Source organism: Defluviimonas salinarum (assembly GCF_026013545.1).
GTDB lineage: Bacteria > Pseudomonadota > Alphaproteobacteria > Rhodobacterales > Rhodobacteraceae > Albidovulum > Albidovulum salinarum.
The window spans coordinates 40,424-64,444 of the sequence record NZ_JAPDOG010000017.1 but is presented as its reverse complement, the minus strand read 5'-3'; the positions used below and the strand labels follow the sequence as shown (position 1 = coordinate 64,444).

Below are 24,021 nucleotides of genomic sequence, written 5' to 3'. Positions count from 1 at the left end.
ATGGACCGAACGATGGACCCCGCGATCCTCAACCAGTGGATCGGCCGCAGCGAGATCCGGTCGGACAGGATCCGGGCCGAGCCCGCGAACCTGATGGAGATGACGCTCGACCGTGACCCGGCGCTCCGCGACGGCGATCCGCTGCCGCCGCTCTGGCACTGGCTCTATTTCCTGCACTCGGCGAAACTCAGCGACCTCGGCCGCGACGGCCACCCCGCGCTCGGCGGCTTCCTGCCGCCGGTAGCGTTGCCCCGGCGGATGTGGGCGGGCGGGCGGCTCGGCTTCTCCGCCCCGCTGAGGATCGGGGCTACGGCGACGAAAACCTCGACGATCAAGGACGTGGCGCTGAAGCAGGGCCGTTCCGGCGCGCTCTGCTTCGTGACGGTGCGGCACGAGATCGCGACCGTTGACGGCCCGGCGCTCTGGGAGGAGCACGACATCGTCTACCGCGAGGACCCGCGTCCGGGCGACGCCGCGCCGGTGCCGCCGGTTGACGAGGGCGGCTGGGACGTCACGGAGACCGTCAAGGCCTCGGAGGTGATGCTCTTCCGCTACTCGGCGCTGACTTTCAACGGCCACCGCATCCATTACGACCGCGACTATGCCCGCAACGTCGAGGGCCATGCCGGGCTGGTGCTCCACGGCCCGCTGATCGCGACGATGCTCGCCGACCTCGCGCTGCGCCAGAACACCGGAGCGACCTTGCGCGCCTTCGAGTTCCGCGCCTTCAGCCCGATCTGCGACGGTCAGGCCTTCACGCTAAACGCACGGCAGCAGGACGGGACCACCGAGCTTGCCGCCGCGCGCCCCGGCGCGGGGCTCGCCATGCGCGCGACAGCGACGGTCTGAGGCGGCCCCTAAACCGGGGCGCCGCGCCGCCGCACGACGCGACCCGGTGAACGGCTCTTGCGGAGCATCGCCGCCGAGGCTCGAAGGCGGCTCAGAATGCGTCCTGCAGAATCTCGGCCAGATCCTTCGCCGTCAATGGCACCGGATTCTTGCGGCTGGAAGACGCGGTGACGGCGGCAACGGCAAGGTCGCCCAGCGACTCCCGGTGGATGGACCAGTCGGCCAAACGCGGCAGGCCCTGCATGTCCATCCACCGCTCCAGCCCCGAGAGCGGATCCGCGCCGTGATGCGGCGGGAATATGCGCGAGATTTCTCCGACACTTTCGGACAGCCGGCGCTGCGCATCGTCACCCACGGCGGCGAGCGCATGATTGCGGCGCAGGACCGGCGGCAGGAGCCGTCCGCAAAGCGCTCCATGCGGGGCTGAACTGCATGCGCCGAGAACCGAGGCCAGACCGTGGGCGGCGCCAAGCCCGCCATTGGCGAGCGCCAGACCGCTGGACAGGCTGACCCAGGACAGGTCGCACATCGCCTGCGGGCTGTCCGTCTCGATCACGCGGCGCAGGGCGTCGAGCCCCGCGGCGATCGCCGGGCGGCTCAGGGCGTCGGAGAAGGGGGTCCGGGCAGCGGAGACATAGGCCTCGATCACCTGCGTCACGGCGTCGAGCCCCGAGTGAAGCTTGACGGGCATCGGGGCCGAGCGCATCAGCTCCGGATCGACGAGGGCGACCTCGGGGGTGATGGCCCGCCCTCTCAAGCTGATCTTCGCGGCGCGGGACGGGACACCGAGCACCGCGTTGGCGGTCACCTCGGCGCCCGTGCCGGCCGTGGTCGGCAACGCGATGCAGGGCACCCGTGCCGGTGTCGCGAGAAGGTGGGCGTCGAGGGTCTCGAAATCCTCGCCGAGCCGCAGATTGTGCGAGAGGAGGAAGGAAAGCACCTTGCCGGTGTCGATGACCGATCCGCCGCCGCAGGCCACGACCGCGTCCGGCACCGCGCCGTTCAATGCCTCGCAGGCCGCGTTGACGGAGCCGACCGTGGGCTCTCCCGCGCAGCGCAGCACCACGGGGTCAAGCCCCTGTTCGCGCAGGCAATTCAGGACGGGTTCGGCGGCACTGCCGCCCTGCCCCTGAACGAAGGCGATGGTCCGCGCTTCGGCGGGCAGGAATGCGGGCAATTCGCGATGTGTGCCGGGGCCGAAGCGGATGCGGGTCGGGCAGGCGATCGAGAACGCCGGGGCATCGGCCATCGGTCAATACCCCAGGGTGCTTTGCACCGCGCGTTTCCAGTTGGCATGTTTGGCGGCGCGGGTGGCGTCGCCCATCGCGGGTTCGAAGCGGCGCTCGAGCGCCCAGCCCTTGGCGAATTCCTCCCGCCCGGGATAGAGGCCGGCGCGCTGGCCGGCGAGCCAGGCCGCCCCCATCGCGGTGGTCTCGAGGACGCGCGGCCGGTCGACCGGGGCCCCGATGATGTCGGCCAGGAACTGCATCGCGAAATCCGAGGCGCTGAGCCCGCCATCGACGCGCAGCACGCTGCTGGCGCCGTCCTGCGACCAGTCCGCATACATCGCGTCGAGAAGGTCGCGGGTCTGGTAGCCGACGCTTTCGAGCGCCGCGCGGGCAAGCTCGTTCGGTCCGGAATTGCGTGAGAGCCCGAAGATCGCGCCGCGGCTTTCCGCGTTCCAGTAGGGCGCGCCGAGGCCGGTGAAGGCCGGCACGAGGATCACCTCCTGGGTCGGATCGGCCTGCTCTGCCAGGGGCTGGGTCTCGGCGGCCGCGCGGATGATTTTCAGCCCGTCGCGCAGCCATTGCACCACCGCGCCGGCGATGAAGATCGAGCCTTCGAGCGCGTAGGTCGGCTTGCCGTCGAGCTGGTAGGCGATGGTCGTGAGCAGCCGGTTCTTCGAGGCCACCGGCGTCGCGCCGGTATTCAGAAGCGCGAAACACCCGGTCCCGTAGGTCGATTTCATCATTCCGGGTGCGAAGCAGGCCTGTCCGACCGTCGCCGCCTGCTGGTCGCCGGCCACGCCGAGGATCGGCAATTCACGACCGAAAAGATCGGCGCGCGTGTGGCCGAAGTCGGCCGCGCTGTCGCGCACCTCGGGCAGCATCGCCATCGGGATGCCGAACCGCTCGCAGATGGTGCGGCTCCAGCGGCCCTTGTGGATGTCGTAGAGCATCGTCCGCGCGGCGTTGGTCGCATCGGTGGCATGAACCGCACCGCCGGTGAGCTTCCAGATCAGAAAGCAGTCGACGGTACCGAACTTCAGCTCGCCCCGCGCCGCGCGCTCACGCGCGCCGTCGACATGGTCGAGAATCCATCTGAGCTTGGTGCCGGAGAAATACGGGTCCGCCAGCAGCCCGGTCCGCGCGGTGATCGTCTCGGCGAAGCCGGTGTCGCGCAGCTCCTTGCAGAAATCCGACGTCCGGCGGTCCTGCCAGACGATCGCGTTGTAAACCGGCTGACCGGTCTTCGCGTCCCAAACAAGGGTCGTCTCGCGCTGGTTGGTGATGCCGACGGCGGCAATGTCGGAAGGCTTCAGCCCAGCCCGCTCGATGGCGGCGCGGCAGGTTCCGGCGGTCGTCGACCAGAGGTCCGCCGGGTCATGCTCGACCCAGCCGCTGGCCGGGAAATGCTGCGGGAACTCTTCCTGGGCTGCCGCAACGATGCGCATCGTGCTGTCGAAGACGATGGCGCGGCTCGATGTCGTGCCCTGGTCGATGGCGAGAACATGGGTCATGGGGCCGCCCTGTCAATTTGTGAACTGGCCGGTTGGAAGGACCGGATGGCCGGGGCCCGAAAGCCCCGGCCAGGGGCAGGTTACTGCCAGGAGGCGATCAGTTCATCATAGCCGATCGTCTCCGGGGTGGGATCCTCGTCGATCTTGGCGACCGGCGCGCCGGGCGCGTCGAGCCATTCCTGCGGATCCTTCGGCTCGTTCATCTTCGGACCGATGTCACCCTGGACGCCGGCACGCTCGAGCCGCTCGAGCACCTTCTCCTGCTCCTCGCAAAGCGCGTCGAGGGCACCCTGCGGGGTCTTGGCGCCGGACATCGCATCGCCGATGTTCTGCCACCAGAGCTGCGCCAGCTTCGGATAGTCAGGCACGTTCGTGCCGGTCGGCGACCACTGCACGCGGGCCGGCGAGCGGTAGAACTCGATCAGGCCGCCGAGCTTTGGCGCGCGGTCGGTGAAGCTCTGGTGCTGGATCGTGGACTCTCGGATGAAGGTCAGCCCCTCATGCGACTTCTTCACGTCGACGGTCTTGGAGGTGACAAACTGTCCATAGAGCCAGGCCGCCTTGGCGCGGTCGTCCGGAGTGGACTTCAGAATGGTCCACGATCCGACGTCCTGGTAGCCGATCTTCGTGCCTTCCGACCAGTAGACGCCATGCGGCGACGGAGCCAGACGCCACTTCGGCGTGCCATCTTCGTTCATGACCGGAATGCCCTCCTCGACAAGCGAAGGCACGAAGGTGGTGTACATGAACATCTGCTGGGCGATGTTGCCCTGTGCTGGAATCGGGCCGGCCTCCGAGAAGGTCATGCCCATCGCCGCCGGCGGTGTATACTTCTGTAGCCACTCGATCGCCTTGGTGACCGCATAGACCGCCGCCGCGTCATTGGTGGCGCCGCCCCGCGCAACGCAGGACCCGACGGGACGCGAGTTCTCGTCCACGCGGATACCCCATTCGTCGACGGGCAGGCCGTTCGGCTCGCCCTTGTCGCCCATACCGGCCATCGACATCCAGGCGTCGGTGTAGCGCCAGCCGAGCGACGGGTCCTTCTTGCCGTAATCCATGTTGCCGTAGATCTCGCCCTCGACGCCCATGTGGCTGAGATCGCGGCCGGTGAAGAACTCGGCGATGTCCTCGTAGGCCGACCAGTTGACCGGAACACCGAGGTCGTAGCCGTATGCGGCCTTGAAGTCCTCCTTGTTCTTCGCGTCGTTGAACCAGTCGTACCGGAACCAGTAGAGATTGGCGAATTGCTGGTCGGGGAGTTGGTAAAGCTCGCCGTCCGGCGCGGTGGTGAACTGAAGCCCGATGAAATCTTCAAGGTCGAGCGTCGGAGAAGTGACGTCGGCGCCTTCACCCGCCATCCAGTCCGTCAGGCTGCGTGCCTGCTGATAGCGCCAGTGGGTGCCGATCAGGTCGCTGTCGTTGACGTAGGCGTCGTAGATGTTCTCGCCCGACTGCATCTGGGTCTGCAGCTTCTCGACGACGTCGCCCTCGCCGATCAGGTCGTGGGTGACCTGGATGCCGGTGATCGCGGTGAAGGCGGCAGCGAGAACCTTGGATTCGTATTCATGGGTGGGGATCGTCTCGGACACCACCTTGATGCTCATGCCGGCGAAGGGCGCCGCGGCATCGACGAGCCACTGCATCTCGGCTTCCTGCTCCGCGCGGCTCAGCGTCGAGAGGTCGCCGATCTCGGCATCGAGGAAGGCCTTCGCCTCGTCCATGCCGGCAAAGGCCGGACCGGACAGGAGCGCGAGCGCCATGCCCATCGCTGTCGTCGACTTGAATGGCAATTTCATGTGTTCCTCCCTTAGAACGTTGATATTATCAAGCAGCCCGCCGGTTTGCCCGCCGGCGGACCACCTCCTTGACAGCGCCCTTTCAGACCCAGCGGAACACCGCTGCGGCGTAGATCAGGCAGACGATCAGGGCGCCCCATTGCGGCGCACTGACAAGACCGAGCCAGGCCAGGTTGATGAAGGCCGAGCCCAGAAGCGTGATGAACAGGCGGTCACCACGGGTCGTTTCGATCCGGAGCACGCCGACGCGCGGCGTCTCGGGAGATCTGATCGCGAGGATCGTGAAGGTGACGAGAAGGCAGGCGATGACGGCGAAGAAGATCGCGGTCGGTACGGTCCAAGCCATCCAGCTCATGCGGTTTTCCTCCCTTTCCCGGGATCACACGCGGCCGAGGGCGAAGCCCTTGGCGATGTAGTTGCGGACGAAGTAGATGACGAGCGCGCCGGGAACGATTGTCAGCACGCCCGCCGCGGCCAGCACCCCCCAGTCGAGCCCCGAGGCCGAGACCGTGCGGGTCATCGTCGCGGCGATCGGCTTGGCGTTCACCGAGGTCAGCGTGCGGCTCAGGAGCAGTTCGACCCAGGAGAACATGAAGCAGAAGAAGGCGGCGACGCCGATCCCGCTGGCGATCAGCGGCGTGAAGATGCGGATGAAGAAGCGCCCGAAGCTGTAGCCGTCGATATAGGCGGTTTCGTCGATCTCCTTCGGGACGCCGCGCATGAAGCCTTCGAGGATCCAGACCGCCAGCGGCACATTGAAGAGGCAGTGCGCCAGCGCCACCGCGATATGGGTGTCGAAGAGCCCGACCGACGAGTAGAACTGGAAGAACGGCAGCGCGAAGACGGCGGGCGGCGCCATGCGGTTGGTGAGCAGCCAAAAGAACAGGTGCTTGTCGCCGAGGAACGAGTAGCGACTGAAGGCGTAGGCCGCCGGCAGCGCCACCGTGATCGAGATGGCGGTGTTCATCACCACATAGATCAGGCTGTTGACGTAGCCCATGTACCAGCTCGAATCCGTGAGGATCTTCGCGTAGTTCGCAAAGGTAAGGTTACGCGGCCAGAGCGAGAAGACGTTCAGGATCTCCGTGTTCGTCTTGAGGCTCATGTTCACCAGCCAGTAGATCGGCAGCAGCAGGAACACGAGATAGAGCGTCATCACGACGGCCCGGCCGTTCACGCGGGGAAGGCCGAGGCCGCGCGGCGCGGTCTGGTTGAGCGTCATGTCGGCCATTTACTTGCCCTCGCTTTTGTCGAGGTTGGTCATCACGGTGTAGAACACCCAGGAGATCAGCAGGATCACCAGGAAGTACATGATCGAGAGGCGGCCGCGGGGCCGAGGTCGAACTGGCCGAGCGCCATCTTCACGAGGTCGATCGAGAGGAACGTGGTCGAGTTGCCCGGACCGCCGCCGGTGACCACGAAAGGCTCGGTGTAGATCATGAAGCTGTCCATGAAGCGCAGCAGGATCGCGATCATCAGGACGCCCTGCATCTTCGGCAGCTCGATGTAGCGGAACACCTTCCAGCGGCTCGCCTGGTCGATCTTGGCGGCCTGGTAATAGGCGTCGGGGATCGACTGGAGGCCGGCATAGGCGAGCAGCGCGACCAGCGAGGTCCAGTGCCAGACATCCATCACGATGACCGTGGCCCAGGCGGCGATGAAGCCCTGCGTGTAGTTGTAGTCGATGCCGAACGCGTCGAGCGTATGGCCCAGAAGCCCGATATCGACGCGGCCGAAGATCTGCCAGATCGTGCCGACCACGTTCCACGGGATCAGCAGCGGCAGCGCCATCAGGACGAGGCAGACCGAGGCCCAGAAGCCTTTCTTCGGCATGTTCAGCGCGACGAAGATGCCGAGCGGCAACTCGATCGCGAGGATGATGCCCGAGAACACCAGCTGCCGGCCGAGCGCGGCCCACATCCGGTCGCTTTCCAGCACCTCGGTGAACCATTCGAGCCCTGCCCAGAAGAAGACGTTGTTGCCGAACGTGTCCTGGACCGAGTAGTTGACCACCGTCATCAGCGGGATCACCGCCGAGAACGCGACCAGCAGCAGCACCGGCAGAACGAGGAACCAGGCCTTCTGGTTGACCGTCTTTTCCATCACGCGGCCTCCCCTTCCACGCGCCAGTCATTGGCGTAGACGTTGATATGGGCGGGGTCGAAGACGACCCGGTTCATGTCCGCGCCGATCGCGGCGCCCTCATCGGCGATGATGTTGATATCGTTGCCGAAGAACTCGGCCCGGATGATCTTGTGGCGGCCCACGTCCTCGACGCGGCGCACCTTGACGGGCAGGCCCTCGCTGGCCGAGAGCGTCGCGTATTCCGGGCGGACTCCGATCTCGACCTTGCCATCGAGCTTGCCGAAGGCCTGCGACAGCGGCACCCGTGAGCCGTTGACGTTGGCGACGTTGCCTTCGATTGTCGCGGGGATCACGTTCATGCCGGGCGAGCCGATGAAATAGCCGACGAAGGTATGCGCCGGGGTCTCGAACAGCTCCTGCGGCGTGCCGATCTGCACGACGCGGCCGTCATACATCACCACCACCTTGTCGGCGAAGGTCAGCGCCTCGGTCTGGTCGTGGGTGACATAGATCATCGTGTGGCCGAACTCGTGGTGCAGCGACTTGAGCTGGGTGCGCAGCTCCCACTTCATGTGCGGGTCGATCACCGTCAGCGGCTCGTCGAAGAGAAGCGCATTGACCTCCTTGCGGACCATGCCGCGGCCGAGCGAGATTTTCTGCTTGGCATCCGCCGTGAGCCCGCGCGCCTTGCGATCGAGCTCGGCCTCCATGCCGATCATGCGGGCGATTTCCTGCACACGCTCGGCGACATAGGCCTCGTCGCGGCCGCGGTTGCGCAGCGGGAAGGCGAGGTTGTCGCGCACGGTCATCGTGTCGTAGACGACCGGGAACTGGAACACCTGCGCGATGTTGCGTTCCGCCGTCGCCGCATCCGTCACGTCCTGATCGTTGAAGAGGATGCGCCCGCGCGAGGGTTTCAGGAGCCCCGAGATGATGTTGAGCAGCGTGGACTTGCCGCAACCGGACGCGCCAAGGAGCGCATAGGCTTCGCCGTCGTTCCAGACGTGGTTCAGTTCCTTCAGCGCGTAGTCGTCTTCCGATGTCGGGTTCGCAAGATAGGAATGCGCGAGGTTGTCGAGCGTGATCTTGGCCATGGTCGCCTCCCCTCAGGCCGCGAGTGCGTAGGCGGCGGGCACGACGAGCGCGCCGTCCTCGCCGAAGATGTAGACATGGGCCGGGTCGAGATAGGCCTTGATCTCCTTGCCGAGCGGCAGGTTGCGCACCCCATGCACGAGCCCAACCCAGCGGACGCCGTTATGGTCGAGATGGACGTAGGTCTCCGACCCGGTGATCTCGGTGACATCGAGCGTTGCCGTGAAGACCATCGCGTCGGCGGTATGCTTTTCGAGCTCGACATGGTTCGGGCGGAAGCCCGCGACATAGCGGCCGTCGGCCAGATCGCGCAGCTTGCCCGTCAGCGGTGAGGACTGGCCGTCGCCGAACATCAGCTTTCCGCCGGTCTTCGAGACTTGCATGAAGTTCATCGGCGGATCCGAGAAGACCCGCGCGGTGGTCGCGTCGACCGGTTGGCGGTAGACCTCGGGCGTAGGCCCGAACTGCGTCACGCGGCCCTCCCAGAGCGTCGCGGTGTTGCCGCCGAGCAGAAGCGCCTCCTCGGGTTCGGTTGTCGCATAGAGGAAGATCGAGCCCGATTCCTCGAAGATCTTCGGGATCTCCACCCGCAGTTCCTCGCGCAGCTTGTAGTCGAGGTTGGCCAGCGGTTCGTCGAGGAGCACGAGGCCCGCGTTCTTCACCAGCGCCCGCGCCAGCGCGCAGCGCTGTTGCTGGCCGCCCGAAAGCTCCAGCGGCTTGCGGTCGAGCAGCGGCGTCAGCTTCATCAGCTCCGCCGACTTGCGCACCGCCCTGTCGATCTCGTCCCTCGACTTGCCCAAAAGCCGCATCGGGCTCGCGATGTTCTCGTAGACTGTCATCGACGGGTAGTTGATGAATTGCTGGTAGACCATCGCCACCTTGCGGTCCTGCACCCGCTGGCGGGTCACGTCCTCCCCGTTCCACAGCACGCGGCCGCTTTGCGGCACGTCGAGCCCGGCCATGAGCCGCATGAGCGAGGTCTTGCCCGACAGGGTCGGCCCGAGAAGAACGTTCATCGTCCCGTTCTGGAGGGTCAGGGTGGTCGGGTGTATGTGGGTCTGGCCGTTCACGACCTTGGTGACCCCATCAAGCGTCAGTGTCATTGCTGTCTCCCTAACCCCTACTCGGCCGCGTGAAAGGTTGCGTTGCGGCGAGCCTTCTCCATCCATGTGTCGAGCGCGGCGATCTGCTCGGCGCTCAGCCGAAGACCAAGCTTCGAGCGCCGCCAGACCACGTCCTCGGCGGTGCGCGCGAACTCCTTGTCCATGAGCCAGACGACCTCGCGCTCGCTCAGCGTCGCGCCGAAATCCTCGCCGAGGTCGGCCGCCGACTGTGCGTCACCAAGCACGGACCGCGCCTCGCTCCCGTAGGCGCGGACGAGGCGGCGAGCCCAGAACTCGCTCAGGAACGGATAAGCGGTCTTCAGTTCCGCGATCAGCCGCGCCACGTCGCCGACCGGGAAGTCGCCCCCGGGCAACGGCACGCCCCCCGTCCAGCCCGCCGTCGCGACGCCCAGAGCCGCGCCAATCTTGTCCATCGCGCTCTCGGCGAGCCGTCGGTAGGTGGTGATCTTGCCGCCGAAGACGTTGAGCACCGGCGCACCGGCGGAGGTGTCGATCTTCAGCGTATAGTCCCTGGTCGCCGCCGTCGCTGACTGGGCGCCGTCGTCGTAAAGCGGCCGGACGCCGGAGTAGGTCCAGACGATGTCGGAGCGCGTCACCGGCTTCTCGAAGTATTTCGACGCAAAGGCGCAGAGGTAGTCCTGTTCCTCCGGCGTGCAGACCGGCTTGATCGAGGCATCGGGGTGCTCCGCGTCGGTCGTGCCGATCAGGGTGAAATCGGTCTCGTAGGGGATCGCGAAGATGATCCGGCCGTCCTCGCCCTGGAAGAAGTAGCACTTGTCGTGATCATAGAGCCGTTTCGTCACGATATGGCTGCCGCGCACCAGTCGCACGCCTTCGCCAGAGCGCAACCCCACCGTGTCGTGAATGATGTCGCCGACCCACGGCCCGCCGGCATTGACGAGCATCCGCGCCCGGACCTTGCGGGTGCCCTGCTCATCCGCGACGGTGACTTCCCAGACACCCTGCACCTGCCGAGCAGCCGTGACCTTGGTGCGCGTCAGGATCGTCGCGCCACGCGCCGCTGCATCGCGCGCGTTCAGCACGACAAGGCGGGAATCCTCGATCCAGCAGTCGGAATACTCGAAGGCCTTGCGGAACTTGTCCTTGAGCGGGCGGCCCGCGGGGTCGGAGGCCAGATCAAGAGAGCGCGTTCCCGGCAGGATCTTCCGCCCGCCGAGATTGTCATAGAGGAACAGGCCGAGACGGATCAGCCAGGCGGGGCGGCGTCCCCGCATCCAAGGCATGACGATGCCGAGAATGCGCGATGTGGGTGTCGCGCCCTCGAAGCGCATGTCGTCGTAATAGGGCAGCACGAAACGCATTGGCCAGCTGATATGCGGCATCGCCCTGAGCAGCGCCTCGCGTTCGACCAGCGCCTCTCGCACGAGGCGGATCTCGAAGTACTCGAGATAGCGCAGGCCGCCGTGAAAGAGCTTGGTCGAGGCGCTGGAGGTGGCAGACGCCAGGTCATTCATCTCGGCGAGGACCACCTTCAATCCGCGCCCCGCCGCATCGCGGGCGATGCCACAGCCGTTGATGCCGCCGCCGACGACGAACAGATCGTGGATGTCCTGTTGTTCGGTGCCGTCCACCATTCTCTCCGCAGTCCGCACTCGGATGGATCATCTTCTATCCCAAAAGCGAATGAAAACGAAACATAATATTTTCGTTTTGCGTTTTAAGTTTATTTTCTTTTCTATATCAGTGCGTTACGTGCATCTTATCCGAAGAATCGGCTCAGTAATCGGCAAGATGCTCGTGGGGAAAAGCGCGGTGAAGGCGCACACCAAGGCGTTGACGCGCATATTCGAACATTTTTGACAGGCGAATCCGATTCCCGTATCTTCGGCCCGAAGCGGGCTCGCGACCGGCGCGCCAGCCGAGCAAAGGGGGAACGGTGTGTCACTGACTTTTCGCCATTCCGAGATCCTCGACATCGCACGACGCGACGGGAAGGTAACCGTCGAGGGGCTTGCCGAGCATTTCAACGTGACGCTGCAGACCATAAGGCGCGACCTGACCGATCTCGCGGAAGCGGGAAAGCTCGAACGTGTCCACGGCGGCGCGGTCTTGCCGTCCGGGGTCACGAACATCGGCTACGAAGAACGGCGCGGCCTTTTCAAGGAAGCCAAGCTGCGCATCGCCAAGGCCTGCGCGGTGGAGGTTCCGGAGGACGCATCCGTGTTTCTCAATATCGGGACCAGCACCGAAGCGGTCGCGCATGAATTGCTCCGCCACCGCAACCTACTGGTGGTGACCAACAACATGAACGTGCCGGCCATTCTTGTCGGCAATCCCGACTGCCAGATCATCGTCACCGGTGGCCAGCTTCGCCGCGCCGATGGCGGTCTCGTCGGCAAGCTGACCACCGAGGCCGTCAGCCAGTTCAAGTTTGACCTTGCCGTGATCGGCTGCTCCGCGCTGGATGAGGACGGCGACATGCTGGATTTCGACATCCAGGAGGTCAGCGTCAGCCAGACCCTGCTGCGCCAGTCGCGCAAGGTTTTCCTGGTGGCGGACCATTCCAAGTTCCGGCGCACGGCACCGGCGCGGATCGCGTCGATATCGGAGGTCGATGCGGTGTTCACGGATCAGCCGCTACCGAAGACCCTGGAGGCCCGGTGCCGCGACTGGGGCGTGCGGGTCGTCGTGGCAAGATAGGCGTACCGGCCGACACCGGGCGAGCCGCGCACATGGGCCCCATGCCTTAACTCAAGGAACCCAACCGCCCGGATGCGGGGCTATCAGGATTCGCTCAGGATGACGGGCTGGCGTCGCTGTCGGGAGCGTGCCTGGACGTGCGCAGATACGCGACCAGCGCGTCGTAGCTGCGCATCTTCGGGTAGTCCGCCTCGGGCATCGGCAGCAACAGCGCCTTGCCGAGCGCGGTGACGAGGTTGAGGAAATCGAGCGAGTCGATGTCGCATTCCTCGCGCAGGTCGCCCTTGCGGTCGATCTCGCCCGGGTCGACATCGGGGGCGATGCGGCCGAGCTCCTTGCGCACGAGGTCTTCGATCGGGTCCGATGTCATGGCGCCTCCGGTTCCTGCAGGTTGCGGTCGATGGCGCGCAGGAAGAGCGCGCCGCGATGGCCGTCGCTGACGCGGTGGTCGGCAGCGAGCGTGACGGTCGTCGTCATGGCGGCGGCGATGGTGCCGTCACGCACGACGGGGCGTTCGGCGGGGGTGCCGAAGCCGACGATGGCGACCTGCGGCGGCTGAATGACGCCATAAAGCGTGTCGACGCCCCGCTCTCCGAGGCTGGTGACGGTGATCGTCGCCTCCGAAAGCTCGCGGGCGCGGAAGCGGCCGGTGCGGACCCGGCCGAGCGTGTCGCGCATCCGCGCCATGAGTGACGCGAGATCGCAGGCGCCGGCGTCGAGGATCGCGGGGGCGACGAGCCCGCCGCCGCGCAGGGCCACGGCCATCGCGGCATGGATCTCTGCCGAGGGGTGGAAGGCGCCGTCGGTGAAGTGGCCGTTGAACTCGGGGTACTCCCTCGCGGCGCGGGTGACCGCGTGGAGAAAGAGCGCGCCCATCAGGATCCGGTCTTCCGGCGCGCGGTCGGCATTTGCCGCCGCGAGGAACGCCGAGGCAGGAGTCAGATCCACCTGCTGCGCCAGGTAGTAATGCGGGATCTCGCGCTTCGAGCGCGCCATCGCGGCGGCGATGGCGGCGCGCATCTCGGTCATCGGCGCGGCGGGTTCCGCGGGCGCTTCGCCCGGTGCCTCGAGATCGCGGAGCGTGATCGCCCCCTCGGGTCCCGTGCCCGCGATGGCGCGCAGCCGGGCCTCGTCGAGACCCTTCTTCTCGGCCAGCCGCCGCGCCAGCGGCGTGATGCGGAGCCGCTCTCCGGAGGCAGGCGGCGGTGCGGCGGGTTCCGGTCGCGGCACGGGTTCCGGCGCGGGTGCTTCGGGCTCCGGCGTGGGGGTCGGAGCGGCGGCCTCGCCGGGGGCGCGGATCACGGCGAGCGGCGTGCCCACGGGCACTGTCGTGCCGGTTCCGACCAGAGTCCGCTCCAGCAAACCGTCCTCGAACACCTCGATCTCGATGGCGCCCTTCTGGGTCTCCACGACCGCGACGATGTCGCCGCGCGCGACGCGGTCTCCCGGCGCCTTCAGCCATTCGACGAGGGTTCCCGCCTCCATGTCGGCGCCGAGCGAGGGCATGCGGAACTCGCCCATGCCTCAGCCCTTCCCGCAAAGCCGCCGCGCCGCCGCGACGATGGAGGGAACCTGCGGGATCGCCGCCTGTTCGAGATGGCGGGCGTAGGGGATCGGAACCTCGGCGCTGCAGACGCGGGCCAGGGGCGCGTCGAGGTCGAAGAACGCCTCCTCGGCGAGGCGCATCCCGATCTCGGCGGCAAGGCTGCCGGTCTTCCAGCCCTCGTCCACCATGAGCGCACGGTGGGTCTTCGCGACCGAGGCGAAGACCGTCTCCAAGTCGAGGGGCCTGAGGCTGCGCAGGTCGATCACCTCGGCCTCGATCCCGTCCTTCACCAGCTCCGCCGCGGCCTCCAGCGTCTTCCAGAGCGAGCCGCCATAGGTGACGAGCGTGATGTCCCGCCCGGCGCGGCGCACGGCCGCTTTGTCGATATCGACGGGACCGGCGTTCTGGGCCAAGTCCCCGGCCATGTTGTAGAGCATCACGTTCTCGAAGATCAGCACCGGGTCGGGGTCCTGCAGCGCGGTCCAGAGCATGCCGCGCGCGTCTTCGAGCGTCGCCGGGGCGAGGACGCGGACGCCGGGGATATGCGCGTACCAGCCTTCGAGCGAATGCGAATGCTGGGCCGCGAGCTGGCGGCCCGCGCCGGTCGCCATGCGGATCACAACCGGCACGCCGAAGGCGTTGTTCGACATGTGCCGGTAGGTGGCGGCGGTGTTCAGGATCTGGTCGAGCGCCAGCAGCGAGAAGTTGACCGTCATCACCTCGACGATGGGCCGCATCCCCGCCATCGCCGCGCCGATCCCGGCGCCGGTGAACCCCGATTCGGAAAGCGGCGTGTCGCGGATGCGGTCGGGGCCGAAGCGGTCGAGAAGCCCCTTCGAGACCGCGTAGCAGCCGCCGTAGCGGCCGACATCCTCGCCCATGAGAAAGACGCGCTCGTCCTTCTCCATCGCCTCGGCGATGGCGGCCTTGACCGCCTCGCGGTAGGTGGTCTCCACCGTCTTTTCTGGCTTGGCAGGCTCGGGCGGCGCGGGCCGCTCCTCGGCCATGACGTGGCGCGTCAGCGTCTCCACCGGCTCGTCCGTGCCCGCCTCGGCGAAGGCGACGGCCTCGGCGATCTCAGCATCGAGCTCGGCGGTGATCGCGGCGACCTCCTCGGCATGGATCAGGCCGTTCTCCTCGAGCCAGCCCTGGAAGCGGACGATGGGGCCTTTCCGGCGCCAGTCCTCCACCTCTTCCTTCGGGCGGTAGAGCTGGGCGTCGAACATCGAATGCGCGCGGAAGCGGTAGGTGCGGCATTCGAGGAAATGGGGCTCGCCGGTCTCGCGCATCTGCGCGAGCGCGCGGCGGGTCGCGGCCTCGACCGCGACGACGTCCATTCCGTCGACCACGTCGGCGACGACGTCATAACTGCGTGCCTTGGCTGCGATGTCGGTCTCGGCCTCGGAAAGGTCGAGTGCGGTGCCCATCGCGTAGCCGTTGTTCTCGCAGACAAAGAGCACCGGCAGGTTCCAGAGCGAGGCGAGGTTCATCGCCTCGTGGAACTCGCCCTCGGCCACCGCGCCCTCGCCGAAGAAGCAGGCGGTGACGGCGTCTGCGCCCTGCATCCTGTCGGCCAGCGCGAGGCCCACCGCGAGCGGCAGCCCGCCGCCGACGATGGCGTTGCCGCCGTAGAAGTTCGCGCTTGCCGAGAAGAGATGCATCGACCCGCCGCGCCCGCCGGCCGAGCCCTCGGCCTTGCCGTACATCTCGGCCAGAACCTCACCCATCGGCAGGCCGCGCACCAGCGCGTGGCCGTGCTCGCGGTAGGTGGCGACGATCCGGTCGGCTTCGGCCAGAACCGGGATCACGCCCGCCGCCACCGCCTCCTCGCCGTCGTAGAGGTGGAGAAAGCCGCGGATCTTTTCCTGCGTGTAAAGCTCGGCGCATTTGTCCTCGAACCGGCGGATGCGGATCATCGCCTTGAGGAGGTCACGGACATGGCCGTGGTCGAGGCGGGGCTTCAGTGCGGCGTCGGTCATTTCTCGTCACTTTCAAGGGTGGAGATATCCCCTTCCGGCAGGCCGAGTTCCCGCGCCTTCAGGAGGCGGCGCATGATCTTCCCGGAGCGGGTCTTGGGCAGGTTCTCGCGGAACACGATCGCCTTCGGCGCGACGGCAGGACCGAGCCGCTTCCTCGCATGGCCGAGAAGCTCGCGCTCCAGCTCCGGGCCCGGCTCGAAGCCCTTGTGCAGCGTGACATAGGCCTTGACGATCTCGCCCGCCGTCTCGTCGGGAATGCCGATCACGCCGACCTCGGCCACGGCATCATGCTCGATCAGCGCGCTTTCGACCTCGAAGGGGCCGATCAGGTGGCCAGCGCTCTTGATCACGTCGTCGGCGCGGCCGACGAACCAGTAGTAGCCGTCCTTGTCGCGCATCGCGAGGTCGCCGGAGAGATACCAGCCATCGCGGAAGCACTTCTTGTAGCGCGCCTCCTCGTGCAGGTAGGCGCGCATCATCGAGGGCCAGCCGGGCCGGAGCGCGAGTTCGCCGATCGCCTGCGGCTTCGTCAGCTCCTTCACGCCCGCATCCGTCACCTCGACGATCCCGGCCTCGATCCCCGGTATCGGCTTGCCCATCGAGCCGGGTTTCACATCCATCGAGGCGTAGTTGGCGATCATGATCCCGCCGGTCTCGGTCTGCCACCAGTTGTCGTGGAACGGGATCCCGAAGACCTCCTGCCCCCAGAGAACCGCCTCGGGGTTCAGGGGCTCGCCGACGCTCGCCATGAAACGCAGCCGCGGGAACCTGCGCTTGCCGATCAGCCCGGCGCCGGCGCGCATCAGCATGCGGATCGCGGTGGGCGCGGTGTACCAGACGGTCACGCCCTCCCGACCGAGGATGTCGTACCAGCGGTCGGGGTCGAACTCGGCCTCGTCCACGATCATCGTCACGCCGATGACGAGGGGCGCGATGATCCCGTAGGAGGTCCCGGTGACCCAGCCGGGGTCGGCGGTGCACCAGTAGGTGTCCTCGGGCCTGAGGTCGAGCGCGAAGCGCGCCGTCGCGCGATGGGCGACCACGGCCTCGTGGACATGCTGGGCGCCCTTGGGCCGCCCGGTCGTGCCGGAGGTGAAATGGAGTAGCGAGGGGTCCTCGGGCTTCGTCGGCGCGGTCTCGAACACGTCGCTCACCGCCTCCATCAGGGGGGCGAGCGCGGTGCATCCCTCGGCCTCACCGTCGGTGAGGAGCACATGCGCGAGTTCGGGCAGCCGGTCGCGGACCGGCGCCACCTTGCGCCGGTAGAGGCTGGCGGTGGTGACGAGGACCTTCGCCGAGCCGATCTCCATCCGCGCCTGCACCGGCTCGGGCCCGAAGGCCGCGAACATCGGGCAGAAGACGGCGCCGGACTTGAGGGTGCCGAGCGCGGCGGCGTAAAGCTCCGGCGCGCGGCCGATGAGCGAGTAGACCGCCTCGCCCGGCCCGATGCCGAGCGACCCGAGCACATTGGCGAAGCGGTTGGTCTCGCGCGTCAGATCGTCATAGGTGACGTCGCGCCGACCGCCGTCGCGGCCGAGCCAGCGGATCGCGATCTTCTCGCCCCGCCCCGCCGCGACATGGGCATCCAGCGCCTCGTGCGCGATGTTGAGCCCGCCTCCGGGCAGGCCCGCGAGCGCGGCGCGCGCCTCCTTCCAGGAGAACGCCTTCCGCACCACCTCGTAATCGGGCATGTTCGCGGTGCGCGCCGCGGCCTCGTCCTTGCGCAGGATCTTGTCGCTCATGGGCTCGCTCCTTTCGCGAAGTCCCGCCCGCGACGGGCAAAGATGCCCCGGGGTCGGAAGCCGCGTCAGGGTAGCGCGCCACCTTGCCTGCCGGTTGATCCGGATCAGCCGGAGCCGGTGGCGGACTGCGACTCCGACGCCCCCGCGCGGCCGGCGATCACTCAGGTGCCCGGCCCGCCTCGGAGAGCGCGTATTGAGTCAGGACCGGACCGAAGACCTCGAAGGCCACGGTGCTTGCGATGGTGATGCCGAGGATTGGTTCGGCGAGCGCCGGAAACCGCTCGCCTGCCACGAGTGCCATGCCGATCGCCACCCCGGCCTGCGGCATGAGGGCCAGCCCCGTCAGCCGCCCCTCACGCGCCGGAAGCCGTGCGAGGGTTCCGCCCGCCCAACCGCCGAGGACCCGCGCGAGGGCGCGAAACCCGACATAGGCGAGGGCGGCGAACCCGAACCGCGCCAGCACGCCGGGATCGAGCGCCGCCCCCGCCATCACGAAGAGAAGCAGCATGAAGGGCCATTCGATGCGCTCGATCTCGTGAAACGGGCGGTCGTGGTGGCGCGCGAAATGGACGATGACGAGACCGCAAACCACACCGGTCAGCAGGTAGGGCAGCCCGAAGTGCCTGGCGAGGCCGGTGCAGAGAAAGACGATGCCGAGCGCCTCCATCAGCGTCGGCTCGCCGGGCTTGATGCGCCCGGTGAGGTAGGCGGCGGGCAGACCGACCGCGAGGCCGAGGGCGATGGCGCCGGCGAGTTCGGTCAGACCGTGGAGCACTGGCTCGATCTCCACGCCGCCGGCGACGACCCCTGCGGCCGCGAGCATCAGGCTGAAGAGGATGATGCCCCAGGCGTCGTCCACCGCCACGATGCCGAGGATGTTCGTGGCGAAGCGCCCCTCAGCCCCGGCCGAGCGGATCACGTCGCGCGTGGCGGCGGGATCGGTCGCCGCCGAAAGACCGGCGAGCAGGAGCGACAGGACCGGATCGCCGGTGACAAGGAACACGCCGCAACCAACGACCAGTGCGGAGACCGCGACTACCGACAGCGACAAAGACAGGATCTCGCGCCCGTGTTCGCTCAGGGTCGAGGGCTTGAGCTGGCCGCCGAGCAGGAAAGCTACCATCGTCAGCGCGACCGGCGCGACCATGTCGTCGGTCCGCGCCAGCGCCGGCGGCAAGAGGTCGAGAACCGGCGGCCCGGCGACAACGCCGAGAAGCACGAGGAGCGTCACCCGCGGCACATGCAGCCGCCGCCCGAAGGCGTCCACGGCGATCCCGGCAAGAAACAGGACACCGATCGCGATCAGCGTGGCCGCGCCCGTCATCGGCTCACGCCCGGCACGCGTGGCCGCAAGGCCGGCGCGATGCGCTGCGCCCGGTCCGGGCAGACCCCGACCCGGAAGCCCGGTCCTTCGTCCGTCCTCCCCGTCCGCGCAACCATCGCCCTGCCCTTCATCGCCTGATGGGATCCGAGGCTACACGCTGCGCCGTTCCGAAACATGACACCGATCAAGTCGCCCTTCCGGTCAGCCGCCGGCCGCGAGGATCGGTCCCAGATGGCGTTCGTAGAGTAGATCAATGCCGTCACGGTTGAGGTGATCGGTGTCGAAGTAGAGGCGCGGATCGGCCAGCGCCGCGCTCAGATCGTGGAGCGGGATGCCGAGCGGCGCGAGGCGGGCGGCAAGTGCGGCGTCGAACTCCGTCTCGCCGGGCAGGGCCTCGCGGAAGGCGTCCGGCACCGGCAGCTTGACGACGGTGACGCTCAGACCCTCGGCCCGGGCCCTCGCGAACATGGCCTCCAGCGCGTCGAGATAGCGGCCGGGGTCCGCCTTCGCGGCGCCTTCGGGATAGAGATAGCCGATCCGCGCCCCGGTGGCGTGACGCGACGGCCGGAAGCTGCGGTCGAAGTTTTCCGCCCCGCGCCAGTCGTCTTGCGGGAACCGGTCGGGTGGGTTGAGCTTCGAAAAGCCCAGAGCATAGTCGAGAAGCGCGCCCGGAGCGATGCCCTCCGACCCGGCCAACCCGGCCAGAATGCCGAGCGTGGAGGCCCGCCAAGGCGTCTTGCGCAGGAGCTTGCGGTCGGCGATGCGCTCCTCGTTCCAGCGGGGCGAACGGAACGCGAACGAGTCCGCGACATAGAGAATATGCTTCGGCTCAATGTCGACACGCGCCTGACGCAGCACGAAGTCGGCGTAAAGCGGCCCCGCGCCCACCTCGGCGAGCACCATCATGCGCTGCCCGGTCTCCGCTTCCAGCCGTTCGGGAACGCCGCCGTAGGCGAGCGGCAGGGCATGCGAGGCGCCCAAGACGATCCAGTCGACCTGGCTGCCCTTCGCGGCGAGGAGGTCCTGCATCGCCCCCTGCCCGGCCCGGCCGACGCGGACCTCGGCGATGGCGGCGGCGGCGACGTAGATCGCGGCGAAGAGGCCGAGGAAAGCCGCGATACGGGTCCACGGCAAGGTCGGCGGCGGGCGGCTGAGGCTGTGCATTCCAATGCCTTTCAGAACTGCATGTAGACGAAGACCTCGCTGTCCCACCGGCCGAGGAGGATCAGCGCGAACAGGCAGGCGAGCCAGACCGGCCAGCGCAAAAGCGCCGGCGCGGCGGCGAAGCGGTCGGCGGTGGCGGGCCGCTCCATCGCCGCCTCGATCACGAGGAGCGCGGCGATGAGAAGCGCGAGGAAGGCCTGTTCGCCGGTGAACGGGTAGCGGGTCAGGAGCGCAGGCAGCCCCGGCAGGCTCTGCCAGATCCGGGTGAGGATCGTCATGGCGTCACCGAGGTCACCGGCCCGGAAGAAGACCCAGCTGACCAGCACGAGGTGGAAGACGGTGAGGATCGCCGCGATCTCGTGCACCCGCCCGAGCCAGCCTCCGCCAAGCCGTTTGCGAAGCCGCCGCCTGAGCGGGTTGAGCGCCCGCTCACCCCAGAGATAGACGCCGTTCAGGAGCCCCCAGGCGACGAAGCCCCAGCCGATGCCGTAACCGAGACCGGCGTGCCAGATGCCGCTCAGGACGAAGACGACCATCAGCCCGGCATACATCCGCCAGGCTTTTCGCTCGGGGCCGACGAGCGGGAAGTAGACATAGTCCCGGAACCAGTCGGCGAGCGAGACATGCCAGCGCCGCGACCAGAACTCGCCCACCGAATGCGCGAAGTAGGAGCGCCGGAAGTTCTCCGAGAGCCGGATGCCGAACAGCTGCGAGGTGCCGCGCGCGATGTCGGTATAGCCGGAGAAGTCGCAGTAGATCTGGAAGGCGAAGAAGTAGCTTGCGAGGATGAGTTCGATGGGCACCGCGTAGGCCGGGATCGCATAGGTGCGGTCGACGAAGGGCGCGAGATTGTCGGCGATCACGACCTTCTTGACGAGGCCCCAGAGGATGAGTTGCAAGCCCGCCGCGAATTGCGGCCAGCCGAGCGGCGTCTTGTCGTTCAGCTCCTCGACGAACGGCTCGATCCGCTCGATCGGGCCGGCGAGGATCTTCGGGAACCACGCAAGGTAGAGCACCTCCTGCGCGTCGTCCGCCCGCGCCGCCTCCGGATCGCGGTAGCGGTCGACGATCAGCGCGATTGCGGTGAAGGCGTAGAACGAGAACCCCGCCGGCGAGGTGAGGCCGAGGGCCGGCAGCCCGTCGATGCCCGCCGCGACCGGATCGTAGTACTTCAGGAGCCCCATCATCGCGAGGATGGCGAGCGTGCCCACCCACAACGCCGCGCGCCGCGCGCCCGGCGCCTTCGCCCGCAGCACACGCCCGACAACAAGGACGATGATCACGACGGCGGAGAGATAGATCAGGTTCCCGAGCCCGAAGCTGCCGTAGAAGACGAGGCTCGCCAGCACGAGCCATGCCAGCCGCAGGCGCGCCGGCAGGAGCCAGAAGACGAGGACGGCGGCGGGAAGGAAGAGCAGGAAGTCGAGCGTGGTGAACAGCATCGCAAGGCGCCCTCCCTCGCCCCCTGACCCGTCTGCGCCTCAGTAGGAGGCCCCGCCAGCGCGCAGTTCCGGCGGGATCTGGTCGATCGGTATGCCCGCGTTGATCACGAGGTAATCCGCCAGTGCCTCGCGTTCGGCGGGCGTCGTTGCAATCTCGATATGGCTTGGCGAGTTCATCGTGCGGAGCCAGGCTTCGCGGGTGCGTTCCTGCGTGACGACAACGGTGATGATGTGGCAGGACTGGCAGAGCTGCAGCGCCATGTCGCGCCCGTCGCGTGGCAACTCGCCCGCGGCGAGGGGCGCGTTGGCGGCAAGGTAATGTGCCAGCGTATCGGTCTGCCAGGCGTCGAGCGCGGCGAGCGCGGGCGCGTCGGCCTGCGCCGCTTCCAGCCGCCCGCGCCAGGTCTCGGCATCGCCCTCCTGCGAAGCGATGGCGCCTTCGAGCCCCTCGGGCAGCCGCTCCGCGCGCGCGGTCTCCAGAAGCGTCCGGCCGCCGTCGGGGATGAAGGCGAAGACCTCGTCCTGAGCGGCGGCCGCGACCGCCACGGCAGCGATCAGGGCAGTCAGGAAGGCCGCGCGGCGGTGGGAACATCTCATCGGCTCGTCTCCCTCACAGATGTCAGAACCGGAGTTCCGGCGGCACGTCCCCGAACTTCAGCGGCATGTTGATCGCGGAGTAATGGGCGAAGGTGTCGCGTTCGACCTCGCTCATCGGGATCTCGGCATGGAACGGCGCCTTGAAGGTGCCGCGCCAGTTGGTCTCGTCCCGGTCCTGCATCAGGTAGCCGGTGAAGAGCGAATGGCAGAACTGGCACTGGGCGATCGCCAGTTCCTTGCCGTCAGGCGGCAGGAGTGCCGGATCTCCGCTTTCGGCGAGCGACTGCGCCGCTTCGGCGGCCATGGGGAAGTTCAGCGCGGCATAGCCCGCGAAGGTCTCGATGGCGGCGTCGGGCAAGTCGGGATTGCGCTCGCGGGCCCAGGCGGCCCAGTCCTCGGCGCTCGCCTTTCGGGCGGCCGCCTCGGCAAGGCCCGTCGCGTCGCCGGGCAAGAGCGACCCGGCAAGGATCGAACCACCGCCGGGCGGCATGAAGGCGAAATCGTCCGCCAGCGCGGGCGCGGCGGAGAGCCCGGCCACGACCGCCGCCAAGAGCCTCCTAACGCTCATCGCCCCCGCCCCCATCGTCCGGCCGGGGCGCCTCGAAGGCGAAGACCGCCACGACCATCTCGCGCGTCGCCTCGGCGGAGGGAAAGCCGCCCCCCTTCAGCATGTCGAGCCGCATCGCCGTCTCGTCCTCGTAGAACTGCTCGCCGCAGTACCCGCAGACGAGCGCCGGCACGTCCTCGACCACCACAAGCCGACTGCCGGACCAGAGCGCGGTCTTGATCCGGTCGCGCGCGAGCCGGCCATTGCCGCAGGACTGGCAGCGCGGGGCGGCGTCCACCGGGTCCACCGCCGCGCCGCCGTCGCGCGCCGTGTCAGCCGACGAGCGCACGCGCCGCCCCCGCGATGCCTTCGGCGTTCGGCCGCATCCACAGGAACATCTCCGGCGAGGCCGGCGGCGGCGCGTCGGGGAAGGCGACCCGCTTGAACCGAGCGCCCTCGACGTTCTCGGCGCAGCGGGCGACGACCTCGGCCCCCGGAGCGAGCGTGTAGTAGGATTGGTCCACCGTCAAAAGCCGCTTGGTCTTAGCGACCGAGGTGACGAGCGTCTCGGTGTCCATCTCCTTCAAGACCCGCAGATCAATGACCTCGACCCCCATGCCCTCACCCTTCAGCACTTCCGCAGCCTCCAGCACCCCCGGCATGCCGCCGCCGGAGCTGACGATGGTGAGGTCACTGCCTTCAATCCGCACCGCCGCCTTGTCGAGCGGCACCTCGTAGGGCTCGTCGGGCACTTCCTCGGTCAGCGTCCTGAGGCCGGCGGGATAGAGATAGACCACCGGATCGGGGGAGCGCAGCGCGGCGTGCATCATCCCCTTGGCGTCATAGGGCGTCGACGGGATGACCGTCCGCACACCGGGGATGTGCATGTAGAAGCTGTCCTCCTCGTAGCAGGAATGCTGCCCCGCGAAGCCGGGCGTCTGGCCGGTCATCTCGATCACCCAGACCACCGGCATCGCGGCCTTGCCGCCGGTCATGTGGCGAAGCTTCCCGGCGACGTTCTGGATCACCTCGAGCGGCATCAGCGCGCCCTGATAGGGGATGTAGGTCGCCGCCCGCGAGCCCGCGAGCCCGGCGCCGAGCACCGCCGATGCCATCCAGTTCTCGTCGATCCCTGTGTTGACCACGCGCTTGCGGCCGAACTCGGTCTCGAGGTTGATCACCGGCATGTTCGGGTTCGACGCCACTGGCGGGGTCAGCTCGAAGATCCAGGTCAGCGCCGGATCCTCGCGCATTTCGTGTTGCACGGCCTCAAGGACCGAATACATCCAGCTTTTCTCAGTCATTTGCGTATCCTTTCACGCGCGAAGGC

General features: G+C 67.6%; 21 protein-coding genes and 1 pseudogene. 2 read left to right on the top strand and 20 right to left on the bottom strand.

Features of this window, described 5'->3' with window-relative positions:
- Complete coding sequence (locus OM960_RS17245) at positions 1 to 849, top strand: HTD2 family dehydratase (protein WP_263339489.1); 849 nt, start codon at positions 1 to 3, stop codon at positions 847 to 849.
- Between the two features lie 91 nt (positions 850 to 940).
- Here the strand turns inward: OM960_RS17245 and OM960_RS17240 are convergent, their stop codons facing one another.
- The 9 genes and pseudogenes from OM960_RS17240 to glpD form a co-directional block, all read right to left on the bottom strand.
- Positions 941 to 2,098 (bottom strand): iron-containing alcohol dehydrogenase, encoded by a 1,158-nt coding sequence (locus tag OM960_RS17240; RefSeq protein WP_263339486.1) that lies wholly within the window; start codon positions 2,096 to 2,098, stop codon positions 941 to 943.
- A gap of 3 nt (positions 2,099 to 2,101) precedes the next feature.
- A complete protein-coding gene (gene glpK / locus OM960_RS17235; RefSeq protein ID WP_264772821.1) occupies positions 2,102 to 3,589 on the bottom strand; it encodes a glycerol kinase GlpK in 1,488 nt (495 codons plus the stop codon).
- Positions 3,590 to 3,669: 80 nt separating this feature from the next.
- Positions 3,670 to 5,388 (bottom strand): ABC transporter substrate-binding protein, encoded by a 1,719-nt coding sequence (locus OM960_RS17230; RefSeq protein ID WP_264772820.1) that lies wholly within the window; start codon positions 5,386 to 5,388, stop codon positions 3,670 to 3,672.
- An 82-nt stretch (positions 5,389 to 5,470) separates the two neighbouring features.
- Positions 5,471 to 5,743 (bottom strand): DUF2160 domain-containing protein, encoded by a 273-nt coding sequence (locus OM960_RS17225; protein ID WP_263339479.1) that lies wholly within the window; start codon positions 5,741 to 5,743, stop codon positions 5,471 to 5,473.
- A gap of 24 nt (positions 5,744 to 5,767) precedes the next feature.
- Positions 5,768 to 6,619, bottom strand: a complete 852-nt coding sequence (locus tag OM960_RS17220) for a carbohydrate ABC transporter permease (protein WP_264772819.1) — start codon at positions 6,617 to 6,619, stop codon at positions 5,768 to 5,770.
- Positions 6,620 to 7,491 (bottom strand): annotated as a pseudogene (locus tag OM960_RS17215) (carbohydrate ABC transporter permease).
- Positions 7,491 to 8,567, bottom strand: coding sequence for an ABC transporter ATP-binding protein (locus OM960_RS17210; protein WP_263339473.1), 1,077 nt, complete (start codon positions 8,565 to 8,567; stop codon positions 7,491 to 7,493). Before OM960_RS17210 ends, OM960_RS17215 begins: the two are co-directional and overlap by 1 nt.
- A gap of 12 nt (positions 8,568 to 8,579) precedes the next feature.
- Positions 8,580 to 9,668 (bottom strand): ABC transporter ATP-binding protein, encoded by a 1,089-nt coding sequence (locus tag OM960_RS17205; RefSeq protein WP_264772818.1) that lies wholly within the window; start codon positions 9,666 to 9,668, stop codon positions 8,580 to 8,582.
- Positions 9,669 to 9,685: 17 nt separating this feature from the next.
- On the bottom strand, positions 9,686 to 11,284 hold the full coding sequence (glpD, locus tag OM960_RS17200; protein WP_432759525.1) for a glycerol-3-phosphate dehydrogenase: 1,599 nt from the start codon (positions 11,282 to 11,284) through the stop codon (positions 9,686 to 9,688).
- Positions 11,285 to 11,588: 304 nt separating this feature from the next.
- Here glpD and OM960_RS17195 point away from each other — a divergent pair, with 304 nt between their 5' ends.
- Entirely contained in the window at positions 11,589 to 12,350 is a 762-nt protein-coding gene (locus OM960_RS17195; RefSeq protein WP_263339468.1) for a DeoR/GlpR family DNA-binding transcription regulator, read from the top strand.
- A 94-nt stretch (positions 12,351 to 12,444) separates the two neighbouring features.
- On the opposite strand, the gene OM960_RS17190 is transcribed toward OM960_RS17195, so the two are convergent.
- From OM960_RS17190 to OM960_RS17140, 11 genes are all read right to left on the bottom strand, one after another.
- The gene (locus tag OM960_RS17190) at positions 12,445 to 12,720 is read right to left on the bottom strand and encodes an acyl carrier protein (RefSeq protein WP_264772816.1); all 276 of its coding nucleotides are present in this window, start codon (positions 12,718 to 12,720) and stop codon (positions 12,445 to 12,447) included.
- Positions 12,717 to 13,871 (bottom strand): dihydrolipoamide acetyltransferase family protein, encoded by a 1,155-nt coding sequence (locus OM960_RS17185; protein WP_264772815.1) that lies wholly within the window; start codon positions 13,869 to 13,871, stop codon positions 12,717 to 12,719. Before OM960_RS17185 ends, OM960_RS17190 begins: the two co-directional genes overlap by 4 nt.
- Before the next feature lie 3 nt (positions 13,872 to 13,874).
- Positions 13,875 to 15,875, bottom strand: coding sequence for a pyruvate dehydrogenase (acetyl-transferring) E1 component subunit alpha (pdhA, locus tag OM960_RS17180; RefSeq protein WP_264772814.1), 2,001 nt, complete (start codon positions 15,873 to 15,875; stop codon positions 13,875 to 13,877).
- Positions 15,872 to 17,617, bottom strand: coding sequence for an acetate--CoA ligase (gene acsA, locus OM960_RS17175; RefSeq protein WP_264772813.1), 1,746 nt, complete (start codon positions 17,615 to 17,617; stop codon positions 15,872 to 15,874). The genes pdhA and acsA overlap by 4 nt, the downstream gene beginning before the upstream one ends.
- A gap of 157 nt (positions 17,618 to 17,774) precedes the next feature.
- Positions 17,775 to 18,941, bottom strand: a complete 1,167-nt coding sequence (locus tag OM960_RS17170) for a cation:proton antiporter (RefSeq protein ID WP_264772812.1) — start codon at positions 18,939 to 18,941, stop codon at positions 17,775 to 17,777.
- 201 nt (positions 18,942 to 19,142) lie between these two features.
- On the bottom strand, positions 19,143 to 20,105 hold the full coding sequence (locus OM960_RS17165; RefSeq protein WP_264772811.1) for a hypothetical protein: 963 nt from the start codon (positions 20,103 to 20,105) through the stop codon (positions 19,143 to 19,145).
- Positions 20,106 to 20,116: 11 nt separating this feature from the next.
- Positions 20,117 to 21,547, bottom strand: coding sequence for an MBOAT family O-acyltransferase (locus tag OM960_RS17160; RefSeq protein ID WP_264772810.1), 1,431 nt, complete (start codon positions 21,545 to 21,547; stop codon positions 20,117 to 20,119).
- Positions 21,548 to 21,586: 39 nt separating this feature from the next.
- Positions 21,587 to 22,144, bottom strand: a complete 558-nt coding sequence (locus tag OM960_RS17155; RefSeq protein ID WP_264772809.1) for a hypothetical protein — start codon at positions 22,142 to 22,144, stop codon at positions 21,587 to 21,589.
- A 22-nt stretch (positions 22,145 to 22,166) separates the two neighbouring features.
- Positions 22,167 to 22,712 carry a hypothetical protein gene (locus OM960_RS17150; protein ID WP_264772808.1) on the bottom strand — a complete coding sequence of 182 codons (546 nt, stop codon included), beginning with the start codon at positions 22,710 to 22,712 and terminating at the stop codon, positions 22,167 to 22,169.
- On the bottom strand, positions 22,702 to 23,040 hold the full coding sequence (locus OM960_RS17145; protein WP_264772807.1) for a type II toxin-antitoxin system MqsA family antitoxin: 339 nt from the start codon (positions 23,038 to 23,040) through the stop codon (positions 22,702 to 22,704). Before OM960_RS17145 ends, OM960_RS17150 begins: the two co-directional genes overlap by 11 nt.
- The gene (locus OM960_RS17140; RefSeq protein ID WP_264772806.1) at positions 23,024 to 23,995 is read right to left on the bottom strand and encodes an alpha-ketoacid dehydrogenase subunit beta; all 972 of its coding nucleotides are present in this window, start codon (positions 23,993 to 23,995) and stop codon (positions 23,024 to 23,026) included. The genes OM960_RS17145 and OM960_RS17140 overlap by 17 nt, the downstream gene beginning before the upstream one ends.
- Between the last annotated feature and the right edge of the window lie 26 nt (positions 23,996 to 24,021).

Coding starts and splice junctions, on each gene's coding strand:
- OM960_RS17245 (WP_263339489.1), top strand. CDS start 1: ATGGACCGAACGATGGACCCCGCGATCCTCAACCAGTGGATCGGCCGC.
- OM960_RS17240 (WP_263339486.1), bottom strand. CDS start 2,098: ATGGCCGATGCCCCGGCGTTCTCGATCGCCTGCCCGACCCGCATCCGC.
- glpK (WP_264772821.1), bottom strand. CDS start 3,589: ATGACCCATGTTCTCGCCATCGACCAGGGCACGACATCGAGCCGCGCC.
- OM960_RS17230 (WP_264772820.1), bottom strand. CDS start 5,388: ATGAAATTGCCATTCAAGTCGACGACAGCGATGGGCATGGCGCTCGCG.
- OM960_RS17225 (WP_263339479.1), bottom strand. CDS start 5,743: ATGAGCTGGATGGCTTGGACCGTACCGACCGCGATCTTCTTCGCCGTC.
- OM960_RS17220 (WP_264772819.1), bottom strand. CDS start 6,619: ATGGCCGACATGACGCTCAACCAGACCGCGCCGCGCGGCCTCGGCCTT.
- OM960_RS17210 (WP_263339473.1), bottom strand. CDS start 8,567: ATGGCCAAGATCACGCTCGACAACCTCGCGCATTCCTATCTTGCGAAC.
- OM960_RS17205 (WP_264772818.1), bottom strand. CDS start 9,668: ATGACACTGACGCTTGATGGGGTCACCAAGGTCGTGAACGGCCAGACC.
- glpD (WP_432759525.1), bottom strand. CDS start 11,284: ATGGTGGACGGCACCGAACAACAGGACATCCACGATCTGTTCGTCGTC.
- OM960_RS17190 (WP_264772816.1), bottom strand. CDS start 12,720: ATGACATCGGACCCGATCGAAGACCTCGTGCGCAAGGAGCTCGGCCGC.
- OM960_RS17185 (WP_264772815.1), bottom strand. CDS start 13,871: ATGGGCGAGTTCCGCATGCCCTCGCTCGGCGCCGACATGGAGGCGGGA.
- pdhA (WP_264772814.1), bottom strand. CDS start 15,875: ATGACCGACGCCGCACTGAAGCCCCGCCTCGACCACGGCCATGTCCGT.
- acsA (WP_264772813.1), bottom strand. CDS start 17,617: ATGAGCGACAAGATCCTGCGCAAGGACGAGGCCGCGGCGCGCACCGCG.
- OM960_RS17170 (WP_264772812.1), bottom strand. CDS start 18,941: ATGACGGGCGCGGCCACGCTGATCGCGATCGGTGTCCTGTTTCTTGCC.
- OM960_RS17165 (WP_264772811.1), bottom strand. CDS start 20,105: ATGCACAGCCTCAGCCGCCCGCCGCCGACCTTGCCGTGGACCCGTATC.
- OM960_RS17160 (WP_264772810.1), bottom strand. CDS start 21,547: ATGCTGTTCACCACGCTCGACTTCCTGCTCTTCCTTCCCGCCGCCGTC.
- OM960_RS17155 (WP_264772809.1), bottom strand. CDS start 22,144: ATGAGATGTTCCCACCGCCGCGCGGCCTTCCTGACTGCCCTGATCGCT.
- OM960_RS17150 (WP_264772808.1), bottom strand. CDS start 22,712: ATGAGCGTTAGGAGGCTCTTGGCGGCGGTCGTGGCCGGGCTCTCCGCC.
- OM960_RS17140 (WP_264772806.1), bottom strand. CDS start 23,995: ATGACTGAGAAAAGCTGGATGTATTCGGTCCTTGAGGCCGTGCAACAC.